Origin of the sequence: Corynebacterium sp. KPL2680 (assembly GCF_040225675.1) — a bacterium.
Classification (GTDB): Bacteria; Actinomycetota; Actinomycetes; order Mycobacteriales; family Mycobacteriaceae; genus Corynebacterium; species Corynebacterium rhinophilum.
In genome coordinates this window covers 26422-50995 of record NZ_JBEHFM010000004.1, presented here as the reverse complement: position 1 = coordinate 50995, position 24574 = coordinate 26422, and the positions used below count along the sequence as shown (strand labels likewise).

Annotated in this window: 22 protein-coding genes; 4 read left to right on the top strand and 18 right to left on the bottom strand. The window is 60.7% G+C overall.

The annotated features are described in order from the left end of the window. Positions 1 to 7 precede the first annotated feature (7 nt). From ABRP66_RS03195 to ABRP66_RS03115, 17 genes are all read right to left on the bottom strand, one after another. Positions 8 to 706, bottom strand: a complete 699-nt coding sequence (locus tag ABRP66_RS03195) for a YggS family pyridoxal phosphate-dependent enzyme (RefSeq protein WP_284769520.1) — start codon at positions 704 to 706, stop codon at positions 8 to 10. Beyond that, positions 699 to 1436 carry a peptidoglycan editing factor PgeF gene (pgeF, locus tag ABRP66_RS03190; RefSeq protein WP_349838322.1) on the bottom strand — a complete coding sequence of 246 codons (738 nt, stop codon included), beginning with the start codon at positions 1434 to 1436 and terminating at the stop codon, positions 699 to 701. Before pgeF ends, ABRP66_RS03195 begins: the two co-directional genes overlap by 8 nt. A gap of 24 nt (positions 1437 to 1460) precedes the next feature. Continuing rightward, entirely contained in the window at positions 1461 to 2810 is a 1350-nt protein-coding gene (gene ftsZ / locus ABRP66_RS03185; RefSeq protein ID WP_284769518.1) for a cell division protein FtsZ, read from the bottom strand. Between the two features lie 309 nt (positions 2811 to 3119). Continuing rightward, a complete protein-coding gene (locus ABRP66_RS03180) occupies positions 3120 to 3791 on the bottom strand; it encodes a cell division protein FtsQ/DivIB (RefSeq protein WP_349838321.1) in 672 nt (223 codons plus the stop codon). Next, positions 3791 to 5254, bottom strand: a complete 1464-nt coding sequence (gene murC / locus ABRP66_RS03175) for a UDP-N-acetylmuramate--L-alanine ligase (protein WP_284769516.1) — start codon at positions 5252 to 5254, stop codon at positions 3791 to 3793. Before murC ends, ABRP66_RS03180 begins: the two co-directional genes overlap by 1 nt. Beyond that, the gene (gene murG, locus ABRP66_RS03170; RefSeq protein ID WP_284769515.1) at positions 5255 to 6364 is read right to left on the bottom strand and encodes an undecaprenyldiphospho-muramoylpentapeptide beta-N-acetylglucosaminyltransferase; all 1110 of its coding nucleotides are present in this window, start codon (positions 6362 to 6364) and stop codon (positions 5255 to 5257) included. A 20-nt stretch (positions 6365 to 6384) separates the two neighbouring features. Next, the gene (locus ABRP66_RS03165; RefSeq protein WP_284769514.1) at positions 6385 to 7788 is read right to left on the bottom strand and encodes an FtsW/RodA/SpoVE family cell cycle protein; all 1404 of its coding nucleotides are present in this window, start codon (positions 7786 to 7788) and stop codon (positions 6385 to 6387) included. A gap of 26 nt (positions 7789 to 7814) precedes the next feature. After that, positions 7815 to 9212 (bottom strand): UDP-N-acetylmuramoyl-L-alanine--D-glutamate ligase, encoded by a 1398-nt coding sequence (gene murD, locus ABRP66_RS03160; RefSeq protein WP_284784535.1) that lies wholly within the window; start codon positions 9210 to 9212, stop codon positions 7815 to 7817. 39 nt (positions 9213 to 9251) lie between these two features. After that, on the bottom strand, positions 9252 to 10364 hold the full coding sequence (gene mraY / locus ABRP66_RS03155; protein WP_005278411.1) for a phospho-N-acetylmuramoyl-pentapeptide-transferase: 1113 nt from the start codon (positions 10362 to 10364) through the stop codon (positions 9252 to 9254). Positions 10365 to 10394: 30 nt separating this feature from the next. Continuing rightward, the gene (locus ABRP66_RS03150; RefSeq protein WP_284769512.1) at positions 10395 to 11924 is read right to left on the bottom strand and encodes a UDP-N-acetylmuramoyl-tripeptide--D-alanyl-D-alanine ligase; all 1530 of its coding nucleotides are present in this window, start codon (positions 11922 to 11924) and stop codon (positions 10395 to 10397) included. Positions 11925 to 11926: 2 nt separating this feature from the next. Beyond that, entirely contained in the window at positions 11927 to 13462 is a 1536-nt protein-coding gene (locus ABRP66_RS03145; protein ID WP_284769511.1) for a UDP-N-acetylmuramoyl-L-alanyl-D-glutamate--2,6-diaminopimelate ligase, read from the bottom strand. A 9-nt stretch (positions 13463 to 13471) separates the two neighbouring features. After that, on the bottom strand, positions 13472 to 15340 hold the full coding sequence (locus ABRP66_RS03140; protein WP_284769795.1) for a peptidoglycan D,D-transpeptidase FtsI family protein: 1869 nt from the start codon (positions 15338 to 15340) through the stop codon (positions 13472 to 13474). A gap of 211 nt (positions 15341 to 15551) precedes the next feature. Then, a complete protein-coding gene (ftsL, locus tag ABRP66_RS03135) occupies positions 15552 to 16382 on the bottom strand; it encodes a cell division protein FtsL (protein ID WP_284864418.1) in 831 nt (276 codons plus the stop codon). Continuing rightward, on the bottom strand, positions 16379 to 17419 hold the full coding sequence (gene rsmH, locus ABRP66_RS03130) for a 16S rRNA (cytosine(1402)-N(4))-methyltransferase RsmH (protein ID WP_284849979.1): 1041 nt from the start codon (positions 17417 to 17419) through the stop codon (positions 16379 to 16381). Before rsmH ends, ftsL begins: the two co-directional genes overlap by 4 nt. Before the next feature lie 168 nt (positions 17420 to 17587). Beyond that, a complete protein-coding gene (gene mraZ / locus ABRP66_RS03125) occupies positions 17588 to 18022 on the bottom strand; it encodes a division/cell wall cluster transcriptional repressor MraZ (protein ID WP_034654127.1) in 435 nt (144 codons plus the stop codon). A gap of 441 nt (positions 18023 to 18463) precedes the next feature. Beyond that, a complete protein-coding gene (locus ABRP66_RS03120; protein WP_284849978.1) occupies positions 18464 to 18865 on the bottom strand; it encodes a DUF3040 domain-containing protein in 402 nt (133 codons plus the stop codon). Between the two features lie 119 nt (positions 18866 to 18984). Next, positions 18985 to 19428 (bottom strand): SAV_6107 family HEPN domain-containing protein, encoded by a 444-nt coding sequence (locus ABRP66_RS03115; protein ID WP_284849977.1) that lies wholly within the window; start codon positions 19426 to 19428, stop codon positions 18985 to 18987. A 234-nt stretch (positions 19429 to 19662) separates the two neighbouring features. Between ABRP66_RS03115 and ABRP66_RS03110 the strand changes: the two genes are divergently transcribed. The 3 genes from ABRP66_RS03110 to ABRP66_RS03100 are packed head-to-tail and all read left to right on the top strand — an operon-like array spanning position 19663 to position 22880. Then, positions 19663 to 20217: a GNAT family N-acetyltransferase gene (locus ABRP66_RS03110; RefSeq protein ID WP_284769506.1), complete on the top strand. Its 555-nt coding sequence runs from the start codon at positions 19663 to 19665 to the stop codon at positions 20215 to 20217. A 51-nt stretch (positions 20218 to 20268) separates the two neighbouring features. Next, positions 20269 to 21348: a polyprenyl synthetase family protein gene (locus ABRP66_RS03105; RefSeq protein ID WP_284769505.1), complete on the top strand. Its 1080-nt coding sequence runs from the start codon at positions 20269 to 20271 to the stop codon at positions 21346 to 21348. A gap of 8 nt (positions 21349 to 21356) precedes the next feature. Then, a complete protein-coding gene (locus tag ABRP66_RS03100) occupies positions 21357 to 22880 on the top strand; it encodes an alpha-(1->6)-mannopyranosyltransferase A (RefSeq protein WP_284783557.1) in 1524 nt (507 codons plus the stop codon). On the opposite strand, the gene ABRP66_RS03095 is transcribed toward ABRP66_RS03100, so the two are convergent. Next, entirely contained in the window at positions 22849 to 23253 is a 405-nt protein-coding gene (locus ABRP66_RS03095) for an Rv2175c family DNA-binding protein (protein ID WP_005278391.1), read from the bottom strand. The two genes, ABRP66_RS03100 and ABRP66_RS03095, sit on opposite strands and share 32 nt — an antisense overlap. A 9-nt stretch (positions 23254 to 23262) precedes the next feature. Between ABRP66_RS03095 and ABRP66_RS03090 the strand changes: the two genes are divergently transcribed. After that, positions 23263 to 24570, top strand: coding sequence for a serine/threonine-protein kinase (locus ABRP66_RS03090; protein ID WP_284769503.1), 1308 nt, complete (start codon positions 23263 to 23265; stop codon positions 24568 to 24570). Positions 24571 to 24574: the final 4 nt, after the last annotated feature.

Genomic DNA, 24574 nt, shown 5'->3' with positions numbered 1-24574 from the left:
GATATTTTTAACCTACTGGGCGCTTTCCCATGATGCTGGTTCCGACACGCACAATATCGGTGCCCGCAGCAATCGCCGCATCCATATCCGCGCTCATCCCGGCCGATAGTTTGAGCTGCCGGCCAAGGCGTTCGGAGAGGCGATCCACGTCTGCGCGCACTGTAGTAAACACCTCCCTCGCATCGGCATCGAGGGGAGGAACCACCATGAGCCCTGCGAATTCTAGGTGCTCCGCCTTTTCGACGGCCTCGATAACCTCATCCAGTTCCTCGCGGATTACTCCCCCGCGCGACGTATCGCCATCGGCGGAAACCTGAATGAATATCGGGAGGTTGGACTCTCGCTGGCCGCGCTCTTTTGCCAGGCTCACGCCACGGTCCAGCGCATTGGCCAGTTTCACCGAATCCACTGAATGGACGCTGGTGGCCCACCGTGCGACATGGTTGGCCTTCTTGGTTTGAATCTGGCCAATCATGTGAAATCGCAGCTGGTCTAGCTCCTGCGCCTTTGCCCGGGCTTCTTGCTCGCGGTTTTCCGCTACATCCTCTACCCCAAGCTCCGCTAGAAGGGCGATATCCTCTGCGGGGTGAAACTTGGTCACGACCAATAGCTGCGGTGCCGGGCGATCGTGCTCGGCCGCAATGGCGCTGATGTGCTCCTTCGTTGCGGCAAGATTTTCTGCCAATTCTTGTTTCCGGTTACTCATGATTAGCCTCCAACCAAATCACACCGGCCTGGCGGCCAGTGGTTCCTTCGCGGCGATAAGAAAAGAAATCCGTGTCCTCAATGGTGCAGCGCGGATCAGAATCGATATTGGTAATGCCCAGGCCCATCAATTGGCGGATAAGGCCAGCGCGTACGTCGATGCCCCACGTCCCTGTCGCGGTCTTACATTTCGAGCCGGGAAGGCGCCGTTCGACATCGTTGGCCATTTCTTCCGGCACCTCGTAGTTTTTCCCGGATGCGGCGGGTCCCATGACCACCTGGATTCGCTCCGGCTGAGCGCCAAGTTTCTGCATCTCGCGCACGGTATTGACCACGATGCCGTTGCGGGCACCGAGCCGGCCGGCGTGGACGGCGGCGATGACGCCGGCGGGGACATCGACAAGCAGCACGGGCGTGCAATCCGCGACGAGGACGCCAAGGCCAAGCCAGCGTTGCGTGGTCACAATCGCATCCGTTGCTGGCACTGGGGACTCTTGCGGGCCATCGATGACGGTGACCGTATTTGTATGGAGCTGTTCCATCCACACAATGTTTTCGAGCCCGGTAACGCGCAAGAGGCGCTCGCGGTTAGCCGCCACGTTGGTGGGATCGTCGCCGACGTGGCCGCCAAGATTAAAAGACTCATATGGATATGCAGACGCCCCGCCTGCACGGCTGGTAAAAACCATGCGGACGGGGCGGCTGGTGCGATGTTCCTCGTTTACTGGCATGCACACCAGCGTAGCGGTTTGCGCTTAGCGCATGAAGGACGGCACATCGAGATCGTCGTCGCCATCATCGTCGCGGCGCTGGCTTGGCCGGGACAGGCGGTAGTCTTCGCGACGCTCCTCGCGGAAACGATCGGAGTTGGTGAACAGGCCGCTAGACTCGCTGCGGCGCTCCTCGGGGCGGCGTTCTTCCACGCGGCGGTCGTCGTAGCGACGATCGTCCACGCGGCGCTCATCAGCGCGGCGATCCTCCACGCCACCCTGGCCGGCGCGTGGCTCATAGGAGTGGCGCGGTGCGTAGTCATCGGCCGCGGGCTGAGCAGGCGCCGGAGTGGCCGAGTTGCCGGACTCGCGGTCGCGGTTATCAAAGAGCGAACCGGGCTTGCGCTGCTCGGGAGCGCGCTGTGAAGATGCTGCCTGAGCGGCATTAGCCTCGGCATCGAAACCGGTGGCGATGATGGTGATACGGATTTCATCGCCCAAGGTGTCATCAATGATGGTACCGAAGATGAGGTTAACGTCTTCATCCGCGCGCTCTTCGACCATGGAGGCCGCGGAGTTGACCTCGTGCAGGCCCAGGTCGGAGCCGCCGGCGATGGACAGCAGCACGCCCTTGGCGCCTTCCATCGTGGATTCCAATAGCGGCGAGTTGATGGCCTGCTCGGCGGCGGTCATGGCGCGGTTATCGCCCCGTGCGGAGCCGATACCCATCAGCGCGGAGCCGGCATCAGACATGACGGAGCGAACGTCAGCAAAGTCGACGTTGATCATGCCCGGGATGGTGATCAGGTTGGTAATACCCTGGACACCATTGTGGAGGACCTCATCGGCCGCGCGGAAGGCTTCCACGATGGAAAGCTCTTCCCCACCGAGCTGCATCAGGCGGTCATTAGGGATGACAATGAGGGTATCGCAGACCTCGCGCAGCTCCTCGATGCCGGCCATAGCCTGGCGGGTACGGCGCGCGCCCTCGAACTTGAAGGGGCGGGTGACAACGCCCACGGTCAGCGCGCCCATCTTCTTCGCAATGGAAGCCACAACGGGAGCGGCGCCCGTACCGGTGCCGCCACCCTCGCCGGCGGTAACGAATACCATATCGGAGCCCTGCAGGGCGTCCTCGATTTCGGACTTGTGGTCTTCCGCAGAGGTCTTGCCCACCTCAGGGTTGGCGCCTGCGCCCAATCCGCGGGTGGCTTCGCGGCCGATGTCGAGCTTGGTATCGGCATCGGAGAAAATCAGCGCCTGGGAGTCAGTGTTGATGGCGACGAATTGGACGCCCTTCAGGCCTTCTTCGATCATGCGGTTCACGGCGTTGACGCCGCCGCCGCCGACGCCGACGACCTTGATATCCGCGAGATTGTTGTTGGAAGAGATCATGTGAGCAGGTCTCACCTTTCGCTACTTTAAGTCTGCACGTGCATTAAACGAGGATTGTATGCGCTTCACCAGAGTGAATCGCGTTCCCCTCCATCTTTAACGACACACCTGTAATTTTCATGCTCATTTTACGCGTGTCGAGACTCTCAAGTACCACTTTAGGGTTGTTGGCCTGCGGTTTTGCCCACCACTTCCGCACCATTGACACCACCCGAGAGAGAAAATAAAAGACCCTGCAGCGCATACGCTGGGGCGCGGCGCGGCAGGGAATTTTTCGGGTCTATCTCAACCTCCACCGAGGTATCTACCCTATCCGCGGGTAGTGACCAATTCAGGGTTAGAGATATTCCATTCTTGGCCCTCCATTTTCAGCACGGTGGCGAAGGCGCGAGCCTTATCATCGTTATTTTTATCGCTGGCACCCCAGAAAATGCGGCGATCATCCTTGGTAGTGAACTGCAAGGAATAGGAATCGGTGACTTCGAGGGTGGCGACTTGGTGGCGCACGTCATCAGACAGCGCAGCAATGGCAGCCACCGCGTCTTGGGCCTCGGAGGAGCCACTGTCGATGTCCCCGGTAAGTTCCACCGCACCTTCAGGAGGCTCTGCGGAGGTAAACTCCTCCCCCTTGTCATCGATGAGGAAAGTAGTGTCGTCTCGTTTCACGAAGGCGACGGGCTTGTGTTCCTGCACGGAGATAGTCAAGGTCGATGGCAGATCGCGCGAGACCGTCACCGAATCCGCCCAGTCCAAGCCGGCGACTCCACTGGCGGCCGCGTGCGCGTCCACCCGCAAGAGATTTTCGCCCTCGGGCACGCCTGCGGCCTCCTGCACCTGGGCGGCATCGAGTTGGTGCACGCCTTCTACCTCAAAATTTTTCACCTTAAAGATGGGCAGCGCCCACACCGCGATGGCCACCAGCAGCACGAGGGCAAGCAGGCCACCGACGATGCCGAAAATGAGTTTCTTCGACACCCGCACTAGTGGGCCCGCAATTCATCGAGGATTTCCGCGGCCACGAGGGTAATAGAACCGGCGCCAATGGTCAAGATGATATCGCCCGGCTGTGCGATGGAGACCACGTCCTTGGCCGCGGCGGAAAAGTCTGGCTCGAAGATAACCTCCATCTCTTCCGGCATCTTATTGGTAATAATGCGCGAGGTAATGCCTTCCACGGGTTGCTCGCGGGCGCCGTAGATATCGAGTACAACGGCGGCATCGGCAAGCGCAAGCGCCTGCGCAAACTCGGCGTCGAATTCCATGGTGCGCGAGTACAGGTGCGGTTGGAAACAGGCGATGACGCGGCCCCCATTGCCTTCGGCCGCGACCTTAGCGCGCGCGGCCCGCAGCACCGCGGCGACCTCGGTGGGATGGTGGGCATAATCGTCGAAGACGCGGACGCTACCGCCCTGCCAGTCCACGCTGCCCCGGTACTCAAAGCGGCGGCGCACGCCGCTGAAATCCGCGAGTCCCTCCGCGATGGTGCTGGGCTCGCCGCCCGAAAGCACGCCGGCGATAAGCGCCGCCATGGAGTTGAGCACCATATGGTGGCCTGGAATCTGCAGCTGGTAGCTCACGGATTCCTCCACGCCGGGCAGGGAAAGTTGCACCGTGCACGCCATGCCGGCTGCGGTGGTCTCCTCCGCAGTCAACGTTGCGGCAAGCGGCACAGAGGTAGTGCGCGCCTTCTCCGCGCCGCCATAGCCGATGACGTTAATGCCGCGGCTAAGTGCTTGCTCACCGATCTCGGCGGCATGCTCGTCCTCTGCGCACACAACGAGGTAACCGGTTTCCGGGGTGACCAAGTCCGCGAAGTCCGCAAAGACCTTGAAATAGGCGTCCGCGGAGTGGAAATAGTCAAGGTGGTCCGGCTCCGCGTTGGTAATGACGGCAATATCGGGGCTATAGCGCAAGAGCGAGGCATCGGACTCATCAGCCTCGGCAACAAAGGCCTCGCCAGTGCCACCGTGTGCATTGGTGCCGGCGCGATTGAGCTGACCGCCGATGGCAAAGGAGGGATCCAACCCCGCGTGCTGCATGGCGCTGACGGCCATCGAGGTTGTTGAGGTCTTGCCGTGCGTGCCCGCCAGCAGCACCTGGGTGTGGCCCTCCATCAGCGCGGCAAGCAGGTCCGAGCGACGAATGAGCGGAATATTATTCTCCCGCGCGGCGACGAGCTCTGGGTTATCCTGCGGAATCGCTGCGAAGGAGGTGACGACGGTGGTGGGCAGCTCGCCGGAAAGCTTGAGGTTTTCCGCAGCGTGGCCGATGGCTACCTTGGCGCCCATGGAACGCAATACCTCCACTGGGGTGGAGTCCTTCACATCGGAACCGGTAACCACGGCGCCGCGTGCGGCGAGGATGCGGGCCAGACCCGACATCCCAGAGCCGCCGATGCCAATGAGGTGGACGCGGCTGAGATCGTACTGTGCGGGATCGGTCATTTACTTATCCTTCTTTCCTGCCTGCAGTTCTGCGTCCTTCACGCGGGTGGCGATGCGATCAGCGATGATGTGCGCCGCATCCCCCGCTGTGGACTGGTCTGCGGCCCGCGTCATGGATTCCAGGCGCTCTGGGTTATCAAGGATGGCGCGGACCTCTTCGATAAGGCGCTCGGGATCCAACTCGGCATCGGGAATCTGCACCGCAGCGCCGGCTTCTACCATTTCGCGCGAGTTCAACGCTTGCTCGCCGTTGCCGTGCGGCAGCGGGACGTAGATGGCGGGAAGGCCCGCGGCGGTGACCTCAGCCACCGTCATCGCGCCCGAGCGGCACACCACAAGGTCCGCTGCAGCCAGCGCGCCGGCCATATCATCGATATACGGCAGAGCGGCGTAGTTCGGGTGCGGCTTGGGCGGTTCGTTTTTCTTGCCATAGGCGTGCAGGAGCTGGAAATCCTTAGTGAGGTCCTCCGCTGCGCCCGCCACAGCACCGTTGATGCTGGCTGCGCCCTGGGAGCCCCCGGTAATGAGGATGGTGGGCAGCTGCGCCAAATCCCACTTCGTGCGGGCATCCGCGGCGGTATTCCCGTCCTTATCCGCGGCAGCCGCGGCCAGGCTTGGGCGCACCGGGATGCCGATGACTTCGCCCTCCATGCCGGAATTGGCGTGGGCGTTGAGCCCAATGCCGCCGAGCTTGACGCCCAGCTTATTGGCCATGCCCGCCAGGGCATTGGTCTCGAGGACGTAAAAGGGAATGCCTAAGGTCTTCGCCGCTATATAGGCGGGCCCAGAGACGTAACCGCCAGTACCGAATACGACATCGGCCTCCACATCCTTTAAGACCTTCCGCGCCTGGCGGACAGAGCGTGCGAGCTTGACAGGCAGCTTGGCCAGGTTGGTGCTCACCTTGCGGGGAATCGGCACGGGGGTAATCAGGCGCAGGTCCACGCCGCGGGCGGGAATAATATCGCTTTCCAGCCCCTTTTCGGTCCCTAATGCGGTAATCCGAGCGCCGTAGCGCTCGCGTAAAGCTTCACCGACGGCAAGTGCGGGCTCAATATGTCCTGCAGTGCCGCCACCTGCAAGGACGACGGAAAATGGCGTGGAATTCATAGCCTAAAGGCTACCAGCGCCTACCGCCTCGGGCGGTGCTCGGCGCGCGGATACCTCCGCCCACTTCCGGTCACCGGCCGGCCGTAGCGCTCGTCGCGCACCCGCGGACGGGGCTCCTGCGGCTGAGCATGCCGGCCCCGCTTTTTCGGCTTCCTCGCCGTCGGCGCCTGCGGCTCACCAATGAAAAAGAGGCGATCAAACAGTGGGCGCCCAAAGTTCTGCATGGCAGAAATCTGCATCGGTTCGTGGCGCGCGACGTTGCACAAAATGCCCATCGAGCCAATCGTGATAATTGCCGCCGTACCACCCGCGGAAATCATCGGCAGCTGAATACCGGTCACCGGCAACAAGCCAACGACGTAGGCGATATTGATAAACGCCTGGGTCACCACGCCGATGGTCAGCGTCGCAGCCAGCAGGGATTGGTACTGGTTCTGCGCGCGGGTCGCCGTGCGCAGCCCCACATAGCCCAAGGCGGCGAAGAGGAAAATAACTAGTGCCCCGCCCCACAGGCCGAGCTCCTCGCCCACGATGGCGAAGATGAAGTCGTTCTTGGCTTCTGGCAGGTAGAACCACTTGGCGCGGGATTGGCCGAGGCCAACGCCCCAGAAGCCGCCATCGGCAAGCGAGAGAAAGCCCTGGTAAGACTGAAAGCCCGTGCCCTGGGTATCGGAGATATTGCCAAAGAGTGCATCGAAATAGGTGTGGAAACGGTGGGAGCGGAAGCCGCCGATGAGGAAAACGGCGACCAAGCCCAGCGCACAGAGAATGCCGATGATGATGGGCACGCGCCTGTTAACACCAGCGAAAAAGAGCGTGAAAACCACCACGAGGGCAAAGGACAAGGCCATGCCTAAGTCGCCCTGTCCCACAATGAGCAGGAACATCAAGCCCGCGATGAGCGAGTACATCATGAACGGGTCCGAGAGCTTGAGGGAATGGTGTTCCTTATCCGCCAAGACCGAGGCGCCGAACATTCCTACCGTGATGCGCGCCAGCTCGGAAGGCTGCAGGGAAATCGGGCCGATATAAATCCACGACTGGGAGCCGACCTCCTCGCGGCCGGTACCGACGCCCGGGATGAGCACCGCGATCAACAGCAAAATAGAAAGGGCCAAAAGCCACGGGATGAATTTGCGCAGCGTATGCGGGGAAACTTTCAGGCCGAGCCAGAATGCGCCCAAACCAATGATGACCATGGCGGTTTGCCGCAGCGCCTGGTTCCACACGCCACCATCTTCTGTCAGCGACGTAGCCATGGACGAGGAAAAGACCATAACCACGCCAATGCCAATGAGCGAGAAGATAATTAGGCGCAGCAGCTGATAATCCAGCCCGGCTTGTTGGCGGGCTTGTTCGCGCACATCACTAATGCGCTCGCGCAGGCTCTTTGCCCGGGGGCGCTGCGGGGAGGTGGCCGTCATGAAGTCTCCTAATTTTTTAAAAAGGTCTAATGCGCGCGGGCGATATCCCGCGCTGCCGCGGCAAAAAGGTCGCCACGTTGGGCCATTCCGGTGTACATATCCAACGATGCCGCAGCCGGCGCCAAGAGGACGGTATCGCCTGCCTCGGCGTGTTGCACGGCTGCGCGCACTGCAGCGTTCATCGCTGCCTCCGGGTCGGTAGCCTCGATGAGCTCAACCGGGGTTTGCGGGGCGCGGCGGGCCAGCGCTTTAGCAATAATGCTCTTGTCGATGCCCACCAGCACCGCCGCCTTCAACCGCGCGGCGTGAGTAGCGATGAGCTCATCCACATCCGCGCCCTTAAGCTGCCCGCCGGCGACCCAGACAACAGAATCGAATCCCTCTAGGGCAGCATCGGCCGCATGCGGGTTGGTGGCCTTGGAATTATCGATAAAGGAAATCCCGCCGTACTCGTGTACCACGGCGCCGCGGTGACCAGCCACCGCGTAGGCGGCCAGGCCCTCCTGAATGGCGGCGGGGCTGGCACCCGCCAACCGCGCCACGCTCGCGGCAGCCGCCGCGTCGAGGACACCTGCAAGGCCCGCCGGCTCGATTCCCTCGGCGGAGGCGAGATCTATGGCATCCTCTCCGTCCAGCCTGGAGACCAGGCGCCCGGCGCTCACCCCTACCTCACCGGCAACCGGTTCGCCGGCTGTAAAGCCGTACACGCCGTCGATTCCTTCGGCGTAGCTGCCCGCCGCGGCATCGTCCTTGCCCACCACGGCGCGAGTGCCGCGCAAGGCCTTGGCCTTGGCGCGGGCGTAGGCATCGAAGGACCCGTGCCAATCCAAGTGGTCTTCGGCCACGTTGAGCAGCACGCCGACATCGGGGCGCAGCTCGCTGGACCAGTGCAATTGGAAGGACGAAAGCTCGGCGCACAGCACGTCTACCCGCGGGGTGGCGGTCAGGGCATCAAAAAGCGAGACCCCAATATTGCCCACGGCTTGTGCGCGTAGCCCGCTGCGGGCGGTATCGGCCTGCATGATCTGGGTCAGCATTCCCGTGGTAGTGGTCTTGCCATTCGTGCCGGTGACTACGAGCCAGGTGCGAGGTGGGCCGAAAACCTCGGCGCGGTCGAGACGGTAGGCCAGCTCGACGTCGCCGATGACCTCCACGCCTGCGGCCTGGAAGGAGTCTAAGAGGGCGGAATCGGGCCGCCATCCCGGCGAGGTCACCACCAGGTCATACTCACCCGGTGCTGGAGCGTCGGTCGATACGGTCGCTACGCCGAACTCTTCTGCCAAGGCCGCTAAGGCCGCTGCGTTGGAATCGGCGACGGTGGTATCTACGCCTAGGCGCGCGAGCATCGCCACGCACCCACGGCCAGAGACGCCGGCTCCTGCGACGAGGACGCGCCCGCGCAGAAAAGGTGGTAGCTCAGCCATGATGAGTGCCTCAATCCTTAAGTATCTAGTGCCAAAACTTTATTGCAGGTTTCCAAAGCTGACTGCAGAGAGCCAATCGCCGTAGAAGATGCAGATGCCCGCCATTGCGGCCATTGCGCTTAAAAGCCAGAAGCGCGTGACAACCGCGGTTTCGGCCCAGCCGCCGTTTTCAAAGTGGTGGTGGATGGGCGCCATTCGGAAAAAGCGCTTGCCCGTCGTGCGGAAGACCACGATCTGGATGACTACGGAGACCGTCTCGATGACGAAGATGGCGCCGATGATGATCATCAGCAGCTCGGTGCGGGTGGTCACAGACAGGCCGGCGACGAGGCCACCGAGCGCGAGCGAACCGGTATCGCCCATGAAGATTTTCGCCGGTGCGGCATTCCACCACAGGAAGCCGAGGCAACCGCCTAGGCCCGCCGCTGCGAGAACCGCGAGGTCAAGAGGATCGCGGACCTCGTAGCAGCCGGCGGCCGGGGAAATCGAGCACGAGTTGCGGAACTGCCAGAAGCTAATGAGCGTGTAGGCACCCATCACCATCGCCGTGGTACCGGCGGCGAGGCCGTCGAGGCCATCGGTCAGGTTGACCGCATTCGACCACGCGGCGATGAGCAGGTACAAAAAGACCAAGAAGATGATCGTGCCAATAACGGCGCCGCCGACGGCAATATCGAAGGTGTCGAAGTCGCGGACGAAGGACAGGTTGGTCGAGGCCGGGGTCAGCCCATTGGCATCCGGGAATTGTAGGGCGAGGATGCCGAAGATGAGCGCGATGGCCAGCTGTCCTACCAGCTTCGCTGTTTTATTAAGGCCGAGGTTGCGCTTTTTAAACAGCTTGATGAAGTCATCAGCAAAACCCAGTCCGCCGAGTCCCATGGTCAAGAAGTAGACCAATAACCCCGAGGGGCTAAATCCACCGTTGCCTGTCGCGCGGGCATAAATTCCCACGATGAGGTAGGCCACGGTGATGGCCAGCAGGATCGCCAGTCCGCCCATCGTCGGGGTGCCCCGCTTGCGCAGGTGGAGCTGCGGGCCGTCTTCGCGGATTTCTTGGCCTTTTCCGACGCCAGAAAAATACCGAACCAAAACTGGGGTGGTAAAAATCGCGACGAGGAAACTAACGACGCCCGCGATAATGATCTGAGTCATTGCTAGAGATCTTTCTCCTTGAGATAGGGACTATCGGCGATTGAGCTGTTCTGCCACGCGCCACAGGCGCTGGGCATTCGAGGATTTCACGAGGACGACGTCCTTGGCCGTGCGCGCGAACCAATCCTCCACCCCAGCAGGGGCTACCCGCAAGATATTGTCCACGGCCGCCGTCGCGGCCTCAATATCGGGGCAAAGTTCAGTCTGGATGCCGTGCGCGTGCGCGGCCTCCGCCATGGCTACGGTATGGGCTCCTTCTCCTACCGCGACGAGGTGATCCACATGGTACTTCGAGAGCACCGATCCAAGAATGCGGTGGGCTTCGACGGCCTCGCCGCCGAGCTCGCCCATCTCACCGAGCACCGCGATGGAGCGGGCATCGGGACGGGCCGCGGAGGTATAGGCCAAGGCGGCAATCGCCGCGTGCATCGAATCCGGGTTGGCATTATAGGAGTCATCGATGACGGTGACGCCATCGCGGCGGGTGCGCACGTCCATACGGTGCGCCGAACTCGTCTGGTGTCCGCTGAGCGCACGCGCGACAACCGTGGGTTCCACGCCCGATTCGATGGCCGCTGCGGCCGCAGCCAGGGCGTTGGAGACCTGGTGCTTTCCAAAGACCTGCAGTTTAATCTCCATCGGCGCGACGCCAGGGGCGTGGAAGGTAAAGGACGGGCGGGCGACATCGTCAAGCTCAATGTCTGTGGCATAGTACTGCGCATCCGCGGCTTGCGGTCGATTGGCGGAATAAAATACCACCTTGGCCTGCGTGCGCGGTGCCATAGAAGCCACGAAGGGATCGTCCGCATTCAGCACCGCTACCCCGCCGTCTGCCGCGGCGGGCAGGGCCTCAATGAGCTCGCCCTTGGCCTGGGCGATATTTTCGCGCGAGCCAAACTCCCCCAGGTGGGCGGTGCCCACGTTGAGCACCACGCCCACCGTAGGGGCCGTGATCTCGGTCAAGTGGCGAATATGGCCAATCCCGCGCGCGGACATCTCCGCCACGAGGAAACGCGTATGCTCATCGCAGCGCAGGGCGGTATAAGGAAGGCCCACCTCGTTATTGAAAGAGCCGGGCGGGGCGACGGTTTCGCCCTCGGCGCGGAAGATGGTGGCCAGCAAATCCTTAGTAGAGGTCTTGCCCGCGGAGCCGGTAACACCGACGATATCCAGGCCCTGCTCTGCGGCGAGGCGGGAGGTCACCTCGCGTGCGAGATCGGATAATGCCCCAATCACAGCGGCGGCGGAGCCATCCTCATCATTGGCATAAATATCCGCATTCGCGGAATCACCGGTCACGCGGCCTTGGGGCTTGACGATGACCGCCGGTACCCCCACCGGCCGAGCGGCCAGCACGGCCACGGCGCCTTGTTCTATGGCTTTCTCAGCAAAATCATGGCCATCGACGCGGGCACCCGGCAGGGCTACGAACAAGCTGCCGCTGGTGACTTTGCGCGAGTCAAACTCCACGAAACCGGTCACGCGTTCATCGGGATCATCAACGCTATCCAGGCTACCGCCGGTTATCGCGGCGATATCTCCAATAGAAAGTGGAATCATTACTACTCCTTCGTATCCCTAAGAGTATCGCGATGCGCCGTTCCCGCCAGCTTTTCCTCAATGGCGCGCGCCATTTCCTCTCGGTCATCAAAGTGCAGGGTGCGCTCGCCCACAAGCTGGCCTACCTCGTGGCCCTTGCCGACGACGATGATGGCATCGCCCGGCTGCGCCCAATCCACGACTTCATCAATGGCGCGTGCGCGCGAGCCCTGCTCTCGGATATCGGCGTCCGGCGCAGCTTCCCGGGCGCCCTGGATAACCGCCGCGCGGATTGCGGCGGGGTCTTCGGTGCGCGGGTTATCATCGGTGACCACCGTGAGATCCGCCCGGGTGGCCGCAGCCTCTCCCATAATCGGGCGCTTGGTGCTATCGCGGTCACCGCCGGCGCCGACGACGACACCCACTCGCCCGGAGGTGCCCTCCAATTGCAGGCGCAGGGTATCGAGCACTGCAGCAATGGCTGCGGGCTTGTGGGCATAATCCACTACGGCCACGAAGTCCTGACCGCGGTCGATCCTTTCCATGCGGCCCGGAACGGCGACGTTTTCCACGCCGGTCAAAAAGACCTGCGGGTCTTCGCCCACCGCAGTAGCCATCCCTAGGGCGAGCGCGGCGTTGGCGATATTGAATTCGCCGGGCAGCGGTAGCCGGAAGGAATAGTCGGTGCCATCTAGGTTGAGGTCAACCTCCTGTGCACCGGTAGCCTCGGTGGCCGTCTGCTGGGCGGAGATCGTGGCATCGCCTGCGCGCGTAGCCACCGTCGTAACCGGGGTATCCGCGTCTTCTACCATTCCGTGCAGACGCTCACCCCACTCATCATCAACGCAGATGACCGCGCGCTCGGCGGCCTGCTCACCTAGGAATAGCCGGGACTTGGCCGAAAAGTACTCCTCCATCGTGGGATGGAAATCCAGGTGGTCCTGGCTGAGGTTGCTGAACCCAGCCACGGCAAAGTTGGTGCCGCGCACGCGGCCGAGCTCCAAAGCGTGGGAGGACACCTCCATGACTACGTGGGTAACACCCTCGTCCTTCATGCGGGCGAAAAGCTCTTGCAGCCGTGGGGCTTCCGGCGTGGTCAAGGAGGTGGGCACCGGCGTGCGATTGATGCGGGTGCCGGTCGTGCCGATAAGGCCTACGGAGTGGCCAGCCTGCAAGAGACCAGCCTCCAACAAGTAACTAGTCGTCGTCTTGCCGGACGTGCCGGTAATCCCCAAGACCGTAAGATCGCGAGTGGGGTGCCCATAGATTTCTGCGGCGATGGGGCCTAAGACGGAGCGGATATCGCCTACCACGATGATCGGCCGAGTCTCGTTGGCCTGGCGGAGGTGGTCGAGCCCGGGGGCATCGGTAAGCACCGCGCCCGCCTTGGTATCCCCGACGAACTGCGCGCCGTGCACGCGCGTGCCCGGAAGGGCGGCAAATAATGCGCCTTCGGGAAGGCTGGTGGAATCCAATCCGCACGCGCTGACCTCAACGGTGCCATCACCGATGACGCGTCCGTGCGAAAGCTGCGCAAGTTTTTCTAAGGAAACAGACATTTCAAGCTCCTATTGTTCCCGCAGGGTCATCCGCGGCGCTGGTGTCGAGGTCGGAATATTGTCGCGATTGAGCAGCCAGGAAGAAATATCCCGGAAGATGGGGGCCGCGGACTGGCCGCCACCACCATTGTCTTCCACGCCGGACTTAGGCTCATCGAGCATGACTGCGACGACGAAACGTGGGTCATCGGCAGGCGCAATGCCCGCGAAGGTAATCCAGTACGCGGAATTAGAATACGCCCCGGAATTCGGGTCCACCTTCTGCGCGGTACCGGTCTTGCCGGAGAGCTGGTAGCCATCCAATTGGGCATTAGCGGCCGTACCGTTTTGCACCCCGGCATCGTCATCTTGGAAGACGGCGCGGAACATATCCACCGTAGTTTTGGCGGTTTCCTTGTCTACTACCTGGGTCTTCTTTGGCTCGGGCAGCTTTTCCGTTTCGCCATCGGGGTCTTTGATCTCGTCGATGATGCGCGGTTCGATGCGCTCGCCGCCATTGGCCAACGCTTGGTACACGCTAGCCATCTGCAGCGTCGTCCACGCCTGACCTTGGCCGATGGGCAAGTTGGCAAAGGTGCCGCCTGACCACTGCTCTTGGTCTGGCACCGTGCCGGCGGATTCATTCGGCAGCTCAATGCCCGTGTTAGCGCCCAAACCAAACTTCTTCAGGTACTCCGCATATTTCTCAGGCCCGAGCTTATCCGCGATCATCAAGGTGCCCACGTTGGAGGACTTACCAAAGATGCCGGTGGTGGTATACGGCTCGGTGCCGTGAGTCCAGGCATCGTTGACGGTCACGCCAGCCATGTCGATGGAGCCCGGAACCTGGTGCACCTCGTCCGGAGTAGTGATACCCTCCTGCAATGCGGCTGCCGCCGTCACTATCTTGGCAACGGATCCCGGCTCATAGGGGTGGGAGATGCTGCGGTTCTCAAAGTCCTTGCCCTCTTTGAGCTGGTCTTCGATATTCTTATTCGGGTCCACCGTATCGGTATTAGCCATGGCGAGCACCTGGCCCGTCGCGGCATCAAGCACTACAGCCTCGGCACCCTCCGCCTGCGAATTGGCCTTAGCCTTTTCCAGCTTTTGCTGGACGTAAGTCTGCAGATCCAAATCGAGGGTGAGGGTGACGTCGCGGCCGTCAACGGCATCCACGACATCGCGCAGGGTGCCGGGGATAACCTGCCCATCGGTGGAGACATCCTCCGTTGACTGCCCATCAATGCCGGTCAGCTCGGTATCACGGGCTGCCTCAAAGCCAAATTGGCCGTGGCCATCCATCGAGACCTTGCCCACGACGTTTTCTGCAATCGCCCCATTCGGGTACTGGCGGATATCCTGCCGGTCAGCTGCCACACCGTGGTACTTATTGGAAATCTCTACGGCAACATCCGGGTCCACATTGCGGACCAAGACCTCGTACTGCGTATCGGCTTTGAGCTTGTTTTTAATATCGTCCGCATCCACCTTGGAGGCAGAGGCACCAGAATCCTCAATCATCTTCGGAATGCCCTCAGACATCTCCTTGAGTTTGTCCTCCATTTGTTTGGTGAGGTACTCCTCTTTTTTGTTGTCATCCATGCCCTCGAGTTTCCCCTCGGACGTGGCTTCCATTTTCGCCTGCTCTTTCAGTTCATCGCGCAGGCGCGTGGGAGAGACAGTCAAGGAACGAGACTTCATCGTATAGGCCAAACGCTGACCATCTCGGTCCAAGATCTCTCCCCTGCGGGCGGGGTCGATGTAGACGCGTTCGCGCTGGGTAACAGCCTTCGCCGCAAGGTCTGGACCCCAGACCAATTGCACCCAAGCAAGGCGGCCGCCCAAAGCGACGGTGGCGACGACGACACAGGTCAAAATGATGCGCAGGCGCTGGCGCATGATCGCTTTTTGGGGCACAACAGAGCTAGCAGCGCGGCGCGGCCGCGGACGGTATCCACGGTTGCCACCATTATTCGGTGCAGTCACGGTGTTCAGTCACCTTCCCTTCGCCGCCACAGGTTCTTGCGTGTATCGATTGTGCCCTACAAGATGGGCAATGCCCGCGCTACCACGCGCGAGCACAGAGAATTTCACCACTTATTCTGTCCGTTTAATCGGCCTGGCTGGTGTACGGCGCGCGGGCGGGAAGGTTGGGGCGACTATCGCTGGCGTTATCGCGGTTATCGTCGTCATCGCTGCCGCGGTGCTCATCCCGGTTCTCGTCCGCATCGTTGCCGCGGGCATGTTGCTGCTGTCCGCGCGGCACGGCGTTGAGAGAATCAGACATCCCCTCCGTATCCTTTGGATCGCTCGAGGCTTGGCCCGGGCGGATGGGTTCACCGTTGACATCGATAAGCTTTTCCGTATCCGGGGTGCCTTCGCGCTTGGCGACGATCTCTCCATCCCCGCCTACCTCAGTCACGCCGGGTTGCTTGGGCACTGCCATGCCCAATTCATCCGCGCGGCGGGCAATATCAGCCGAGGAGCTCAAGTTTTCGGCGTCCCGATTCAGCGATTCAATCTGATTATCCAACTGCGATTCCTGCACCGTCAGCTGCTGAATCTTGAACGTCTGCGAGGTGGACAAACCAGAGAGCCACATGGCCAGCACTACCCCGCCAATGAGCAAGGTAACGGCCAAGACGGCAACTCGGACAAAAGCGTTATTCTGCTTCGTCTGCTGTTGCAGCCGCCGGCCGCGGAAGCTGACGACCTGCTTCGAACCAAGCCGGTTCGGCCCGCGGTGCGGCACCCGGGTACGGCTAGGGGCCGTGCGGCGCGCCGTTTTGCCAGTGGTCCTGGTGGAGGTGCGCTCGCGCACTGCGGTAGGCGCTCCCGTATCGATTCCGGTGGTGAAGTCTCGGCTGGCGCCCATGCTGCGAGTGGCCTCTCTGTCGCGGCTATCCGTTAAGTGCTGGTTTCGGCGTGGGATGGTGCTCATTTCTTGCCTCCCGGGGGTAAAAATTCTGGCGTGCCTTCAAGCCGTTCTAGGGCGCGCACGCGCACCGACGCGGCGCGGGAATTTTCTTCTACTTCCGCCTGAGATGCCTTTTCGGCCCCACGGGTAACCGTGGCGAATTCCGGTGCGGTACCCGGCAGGTCCATCGGCAAGCCGGCAGGCGTAGTGGACGTAGAAAGGTCCTTGAATGCCGCTTTTACGAGGCGGTCTTCTAAGGACTGGTAACTCATAAAGACCGCGCGCGCCCCAATGGAAAGCGCATTTGTAATAACGGGAAGCACATTTTCAACGGCCTCCAACTCGCGATTTACCTCTACCCGCAGCGCTTGGAATGTGCGCTTTGCGGGATGCCCACCCGTGCGGCGCGTTGCCGCCGGAATGGTCGAGTAAAGAAGCTCAACCAGCCGGCCCGAGGTGCTAAAAGGTTCCTTCTCGCGCTCCTTGAGCACGGCGGAGGCAATCTTGCCCGCGAAGCGCTCGTCACCATAGGTCTTAAGAATCCGCGCCAAGTCCCCGTGCGAATACGTATTGAGTACGTCAGCGGCGGTAAGTCCATGGCTCGGGTCCATCCGCATATCCAGCGGCGCATCCGTCTTATAGGCAAAGCCGCGCTCTGCCTGATCCAGCTGCATGGAAGAAACACCCAAATCAAAGAGGGCTCCCGCAATACCGTGGGCGCGGGCAGCTTCAAAGATATCGCCCTCGCCCTGGGCAATGGCGGTGCCGAGCTCATCGAAGCGAGCATTAACCGCGCAAAAACGCGGGCCGAAGGGCTCTAGCCTGGCCGAAGCATTGCGCAATGCCTGCTCATCGCGATCCACACCGATAACGCGCGCCTGCGGAAAGGTCTGGAGGAAGTACTCGCTGTGGCCGCCGGCGCCCAAGGTGGCATCGACAAGCACAGCCTGCGAGCCCGCATCCTCTACCCCGGGGCGCAGGAGCTCTGCCATGCGCTCGCGCATGACCGGCACATGGCCGTGGTTATCCGCCACATCGTAATTAAGGTCAGTTGTAGCCATGTCTCCCCGCGTCCCCCTTTCTTATTTCCGCTGTGCAGGACTTCCTATCGTGGAAAGCACGACGAGTGCATATAGGGCCCTGTCCGAGGCAAGTTTCTGATATCGGGGAAGTACACCAGAATCATCCGCCTCGGACAGAGTCCTTACACGCACTCGAGATGCGGGCTTCTACAGCAAGCCCGCAAGTACGTCATCGGCATCTGCTGCCGAATAAGCATCTTCAGTTTGCGATTGATACTCAGCCCACGCAGCTGCATCCCAAATTTCAAGGAAATCTACCGAGCCAACCACCACGCACTCTTTGGACAAGCCCGCGTACTCACGGTGGCCTGCGGACAAGGTGATGCGACCATGCCCGTCGGGCCGCTGTTCGTCCGCACTTGCCGCCAAGTTACGAATGAAAGCGCGTGCTTCCGGATTGGTTCGAGAAACCGCCGCAGCCTTCCGTGCGCGTTCGGCGAACTCTTCGCGCGGGTACACGGCCAAAGAATGGTCTTGCCCCTTAGTGACCATCAGGCCACCTGCGAGTTCATCACGAAATTTTGCAGGAAGCGTTAAGCGCCCTTTGTCATCAAGTTTCGGAGTGTAGGTTCCGAGAAACATCCCGGCGTCCACCTTCCTCACTCGACAACTCCGGATTCCCTCACGTCAGAAGAGAGTTTTTCAACCCCATTCCTCCGCTGCGCCCCACTCTACCCCACTTTCCCCCACATGCCCCACTTAAATCGCTATATTCTTAATAACTCAAAACGTATGTGCAGTTAAAAGGGTGTTTTTACAGTGGTCAGATTTCCCGCGCCCCACCTTGACAACCCCGGAGATCCACCCCTTTAATCCCACCTACAACATCAAAGTTACTTCACCCCATACGCCACTTACAGCGCATTGCCTGCATAGAGCCCAGGTATTTCCCCCTCCAGCACCCACAATCCCCCACCGCACCGCAGTTTTGGCAAGAAGGTGGGGCAAAGTGGGAAATTTTGGTGAGCCATAAAAAATCCCCAGCCACCCTTTATGGTGACTGGGGAAATGAAAAGTTCGCGGTTAGCTCTCCTCAAAGCGCCGACGGAAGTTTTCTTCCAGCTTGCTGCCTACTCCATTACTACGGGATGACGCTGCCTTCTTTGCCCGCCCATTAGTGGACTTTTTCTTTCCTGTGCTAGCGGGCTGGTCGCCACGAAGCATCCACACACCAGAGGCAAACATGACAAGGAATCCGGCGATGGACAGCGCAATAAACCACAAGTTTTGCTGCGCCAAGGCCACGCCGCCGACGAGCATGCACAGACCAACCACGATGAGCGCAACCCCACGCAGGGTAAAAGCGCCGCCGGAACCGCCGATCGAGGTAGATTCAGACACAGAAGCGCCAAATTTAGGATCGCCCGCCAATAACGATTCCTCTATTTCACGGAGCGTGCGTTGCTCCTGTTCAGAAAGAGACACTTTTCCTCCAACTAGGGACTGGGCTTCGGCCGATATATCTTCTACCAATACTAACGTCCAGAGTAACCAGTATGTTCCCCAAAAGGTAGTTATTCCTCTCAGCAGTGATTATGCCGCGGTTATGCCGCAAAAGAGCCCAGAATCGTCTCGGCTTCACTCTCATCTAAAAACTGCGCTGCCTGCTGCATTAATCCGTAGACATACTCCTCATCCGGAGTTGCATCCAGGCCAGATGCAACCCGGGCGCGAGTGCGAGAATAGGACTTGAAAGCCTCCGCCCACTGCTTTTCTTCGGCCCCGATTAGAGCCAAGCGATCCCACGCGCTCGTTGGCAGGCGCCGGCGACGAGAGACCACCGATACCGCTACCCGCGCGCCAGCCGTACGCAATGCAGACTGATAGGCCACCTCTAACGCCTGATCAAAGCGACCCTCCGCCGCGTAGTTTCTCGCCTGATCTAAAAGCTCGCGGGCTTGAAATAAAAAGTGTGCCCGCTTCGCACCCTGCTTGCCAGTGAAGCGACCGGTAGTGCGGGACTGCGTTGCCGAAATAATCTGTGCCATTGTTTTTCTCCTGTAGTGCACCAATAACTAACCGTGTTCGACTGCCGTTGACTTTAAGCAGCCGACTGGACATCTAGTTTCTATTCTAGGTCACTTGTTCGAATCATTCAAGAGTTTTACCAGCCATACCTCTCTGCGTATCGAACATTGTTCGATAGTTTTTAATGTTCGATGGAATAACCCCACCCCACCCTCGTCCGCCGGTAGCCGCACGTATCTGGTGAGATAGATACCGTGAGTTTCGAAATCCGCCGCTTAACCCCGCAAGAATTCTCAATGTTGTCTCCTCAGCTCGTGGAGATATACATCGAGGCCATGGGATATGACCCGGTCACGTTTTCGCGCAGTGTTGACCATTGGCGGGCGGATTCCATGCGCCCAGGGTTTACAGCGCTTATCGCCACGCATGACAACGGCGTCGTGGGCGTGGCATATGGATTTTTGGGATCACCGGATAGCTGGTGGGATTCCGAGCTGCGCCGAGCCCTGCGCCGAAATGGCGGCCCAACGGAGTCCGAATGGCGCATGCTGCGCAATTACTTTGAAGTAGCCGAAGTACACGTGCTACCGGCCTTTCAAGGACACGGTTTAGGCAGGCAGCTACTTAAAGGGCTGCTGTGGAATATCCCTGCCCAATACGCTTTATTATCAACACCGGAGGCGCCACAGGAAGCCAACGGGGCGTTTCGCCTCTACCGGTCTGTGGGCTTCTTTGATGTCGTGCGTCACCATCGCTACCCCGCGGATCCCCGGCCCTTCGCCATTTTGGGAGTGAGCCTGCCGCTATAAACCTGCGTTATTTCTTCTTGGCCCTAGGCGGTATCGTGTGGAGGTGTGACTATGACGAATATTCCTGAGCTTGCGGATATCCCCGGCGCGGTGCGCGAAAAACTGGCCATCTTCTTGGATCAGCGCCGGGATCACGTGGCAGAGATCGGCGCCCCGGTCAGTACCGCCATGAGCTTCTTGGAATCATTCGTCCTCGATGGCGGAAAAAGAATGCGCCCCATGTATGCGTGGGCGGGTTACCTCGCCGCAGGCCGCGGCTCGGAATCCCCTGAGGCCATGCTGCGCGCGGCGTCCTCGCTGGAGTTTATCCAGGCCTGCGCACTTATCCACGATGACATCATTGACGCGTCGAATACCCGGCGCGGGAAACCAACGGTGCATCGGGAAGCAGAGCGCCTCCACCGGGAATCTGATTTCTTAGGGGATCCGGAATTCTTTGGTACGTCGGTCGCCATCTTGGTGGGTGATTTTGCGCTGGTCTATGCCGAGGATATGTTTCAGGATTCTGGGCTCAGCTCGGAGGCGTTGCAACGTGCACGCGGGCCTTGGCGTGGAATGCGCACCGAGGTTTTGGGCGGCCAATTGCTCGATATTTCCCTCGAGGCAGCCGGTTCCGAATCCGTGGCGCTGAGCAATTCCGTCAATCGCTATAAAACCGCCGCCTATACCATCGAGCGGCCCCTGCATTTGGGCGCTGCCATCGCGGGTGCGAGCGAAGAGTTAATCTCGGCTTTCCGCGGCTATGGGCACGATATCGGCATTGCTTATCAGCTGCGCGATGACCAATTGGGAGTTTTTGGGGATCCTGCGATCACCGGCAAGCCCGCTGGGGACGATCTACGGGAAGGCAAGCGCACGGAGCTTCTCGCCCTAGCGCTACAGCGCGCCGATGAACGCGATCCCAGCGCCGCCGCTACCCTGCGGAAATTCATCGGCCGCACCTCCGATCCGCAGGACTTGCTGCGCCTATCCCAAATCATTGCGGATTCCGGCGCCCCCGATGAGATTGAGCGCCGCATTACCGCGTTGACGGAATCCGGGTTGGCTCATCTGCGTGCGGCACATGTGGATCCGCAGATTACGGAAACACTAGAGCACCTAGCCATTCAGGCGACGACGCGACAAAAGTAGGTATCACTGTGGCCAAAACCTACTCCTTGCCAGTCCCCCGCGCGCTCCCGCTGGGCCTCGTGGCCTCGTGCATACTTCTTTTTTCGTCTTTTTCTGGCGGCTCGACCCGCAATCGCGGCGGCGTGCTCGAAGCGCTCAATATCGGCTTCTTATCGTATGGTCACGGGCGCAACCTCGGGTTGGTGCTGTATTGGGTGGGCATTTTCCTCCTCGCCGCCGCCTGGGTGCTTGCCGGGCGCATGATTATTCGCCGGCAGCTTAAGCACCCGCGCCCGGAGGGAGGGGTGCGCGAGTTACAACGCATTCTTATCGCATGGGTCACCCCGCTGCTTTTCGCCGGCCCCATGGCTTCCAGGGACGTGTATTCCTACCTCATGCAGGGCGCCATGGTGCGCGACGGGTTCGACCCATATACCGAGGGCGCCGCCATCAACCCTGGGCCCTTCCTGCTGGAGGTCTCGCAAGATTGGCGCAATACCACCACCCCGTACGGGCCACTGCACCTGTGGATTGGCAAGATCGTCACCACCGTCGTGGGCGATAACGTCACTGCCGGGATCATCATCTATAAGCTGCTTTCACTATCAGGCTTTGTCCTCATTGCGTGGACGGTGCCGCGCATTGCCCGAAAGCTCGGCGCGGATCCGGCGGTCGCGCTGTGGATTGGCGTTGCCAACCCGGTCATCATCTTGCACCTTATCGGTGGCATGCACAATGAATCCCTCATGGTTGGCCTCGTGTCCTTGGGGCTATTGGCCGCGCTGCACCAGCGCTTCCACGCCGCGTTGCTGTTAGTCGGTACGGCGGTGGCAATGAAGGCTACCGCGATCTTCGCCGCCCCCTTCATCGTCTGGCTCATGGTGCACCGCTACGCGCCTCAGGGTTCTACCGTGGTGCGCACGGCAGTAGCCTTCTTCTGCTCAAGCGTCATCGCGGCCGTGGAAATCATCGCCACGGTAGCGCTTATTACTTGGGGCTCCGGCACCTCATGGGGGTGGCTTTCCCAGGTCAGCGGCAACTCCAAGGTGATTAACCCCTTGGCGGGGCCGACATTGGCCGCAGACATCATCGTTCCCGCGGTCCACATTTTTGATCCGGACGCCTCCTATAACGCCATCTTGGGCGTTCTGCGCACGATCGCGATGGTATGCATGCTCATCGGCTTAGTCATCGTGTGGTGGCTAAGCCGACATACTGTCCGCGATGCCATTATGGGCACCGCGGCGGCCTACCAAGTTGCCTTCGTATTCAACTCGGTGACCCTGCCGTGGTACTACGCCTCCATCTTTACGCTCATGGGCACCTTCCGCCCGCCGCTGTGGCTGCTGAAGTTTACCTCTGGCGTAGCGTTATTTATCAGCTTGAGCTTTTCCGGCGACGGCAACCACCAGCTCTATAACTGGTTCTGGGTCATCGGCCTCATCGTTGTGTCCTGGTCCGCAACGCAGTGGATGTTCGATGGCATTGGGCACAAAGGCCCTCAACTGCCCACACGCAGGGCTAAAAAGCAGACGCCTGAGCCCGCCGAATAACCTCGCGCGCCAGGTGCCCGTGCAAGGCGTCAATGGGCCGGCCAGGCAGGGAGTCATCTGCGGTAAATAGGTGGCGCAGGATTTCCTCGTCGTCATAGCCGCCATCGGTAAGCACGGTAATAACGCCGGTGACATGCTTGGCGATGCTCCCCTTGTCATTGAAGAATGCCAGCGGCACACGCTTGCCTTCGGGCGAGTCCCAGACAATGAATTTGCGGTCCTGGAGCAGGTCATAGGCGCGCGTGATGGGAAGACCTAGCTTGTCTGCCACCTGCTGCATGCTGAGCAGCTCTTCGCCGGCCAATAAGGAATTCAGGGAATTTTCTGCATTAGTCACGCCACCTACTTTAACGCGCCCTAGTGGATCGGCCATACTGGGAGTATGACTAGGTTGGAAATTGGTGACGTGTTGGAAGACCGTTACCGCATCGATCGCCCCATCGCCCGCGGCGGTATGTCTACCGTCTATCGCTGCGTGGATATGCGCTTGGGCCGCCAAGTGGCCGCAAAGATCATGGATGAGCGCTATGACGATGACCCGGTTTTTATCAAGCGCTTTTCCCGCGAGGCCCGCGCGATGGCGCGGTTGCAACACCCCAACCTCGTGGCCATTCATGATTTTTCCGCCGATGGCGAGCCCATTTACCTCATCATGGAGCTTATCGATGGCGGCACCCTGCGCGAGCTGCTTGCCGAAGGCGGCCCGCTGACCGTCCCTGCCGCATTATCGACCCTGCGCAGCGTGCTCCAAGGCCTGACCGAGGTACACTCTACAGGGCTTATCCACCGCGATATTAAACCCGACAACGTGCTCATTACCTCGCATCACCGGGTGAAATTGGGCGATTTCGGCCTGGTGCGTGCGAGGAATGCGCAAGCGACCTCGAATATGATCGTCGGCACCGTTTCATATTTGGCGCCGGAACAGGTCACCGGTGAGGATATAACCCCCGCCACCGACGTGTATTCCGCCGGTATTGTGCTATTTGAACTCTTGACTGGAACCGTGCCCTTCTCCGGGGATACCCCGATCGCGCACGCCACCGCGCGCCTATATGCGGATGTTCCCGCCCCATCCACGCGTGGTGAGGACGTGCCCAAGCTTGTCGATGCCCTCGTGGCCACCGCCACTGCCCGCGATCCCCGCGAGCGCTTTGCCGATGCCGGGGAGTTTTTAGATGCCCTCGAGGACATTTGCCGGGAATTGGATCTGCCCACGGTAACCATCCCGGTCCCCCGCAACGCCGCTGCCGCGCGCACCGCACAAACACCCACTGACTATTCCGGCATCGGCGCCACGGATGTATTTGAGCCCACGCGGACCATCCCGCAGGGCGCCACCGAGCACTTGGACGGCGGGCCCACCGAGGTTATTCCTCCCGAGCCGGATCCGCAGCAGCCGGACTTTGAAACGCGCCTCGATGTGCCCAAGGCACCGGTCCCCCCGGAGCCGCCACTGCCGCCTGCTCCAGCAGCACCCGCTGCGGGCGTGGGGGAAGCGCATTCTCCTGTACAAGCCCCCGCGCAGGTGGCAGAAGAAGAACCCGCTGAGCGGCCGCTAACCAATCGCCATCCTGCGTCACTGCTGGTCTTTCTCCTCGCAGTGGTGGTGGCAACCGGTGCGGTCGCTATCAGCGGGTGGTGGTTTGGTTCCTCCTATTACGAAGGAACTCCTTCCCTCTGGGTCTAGTGGG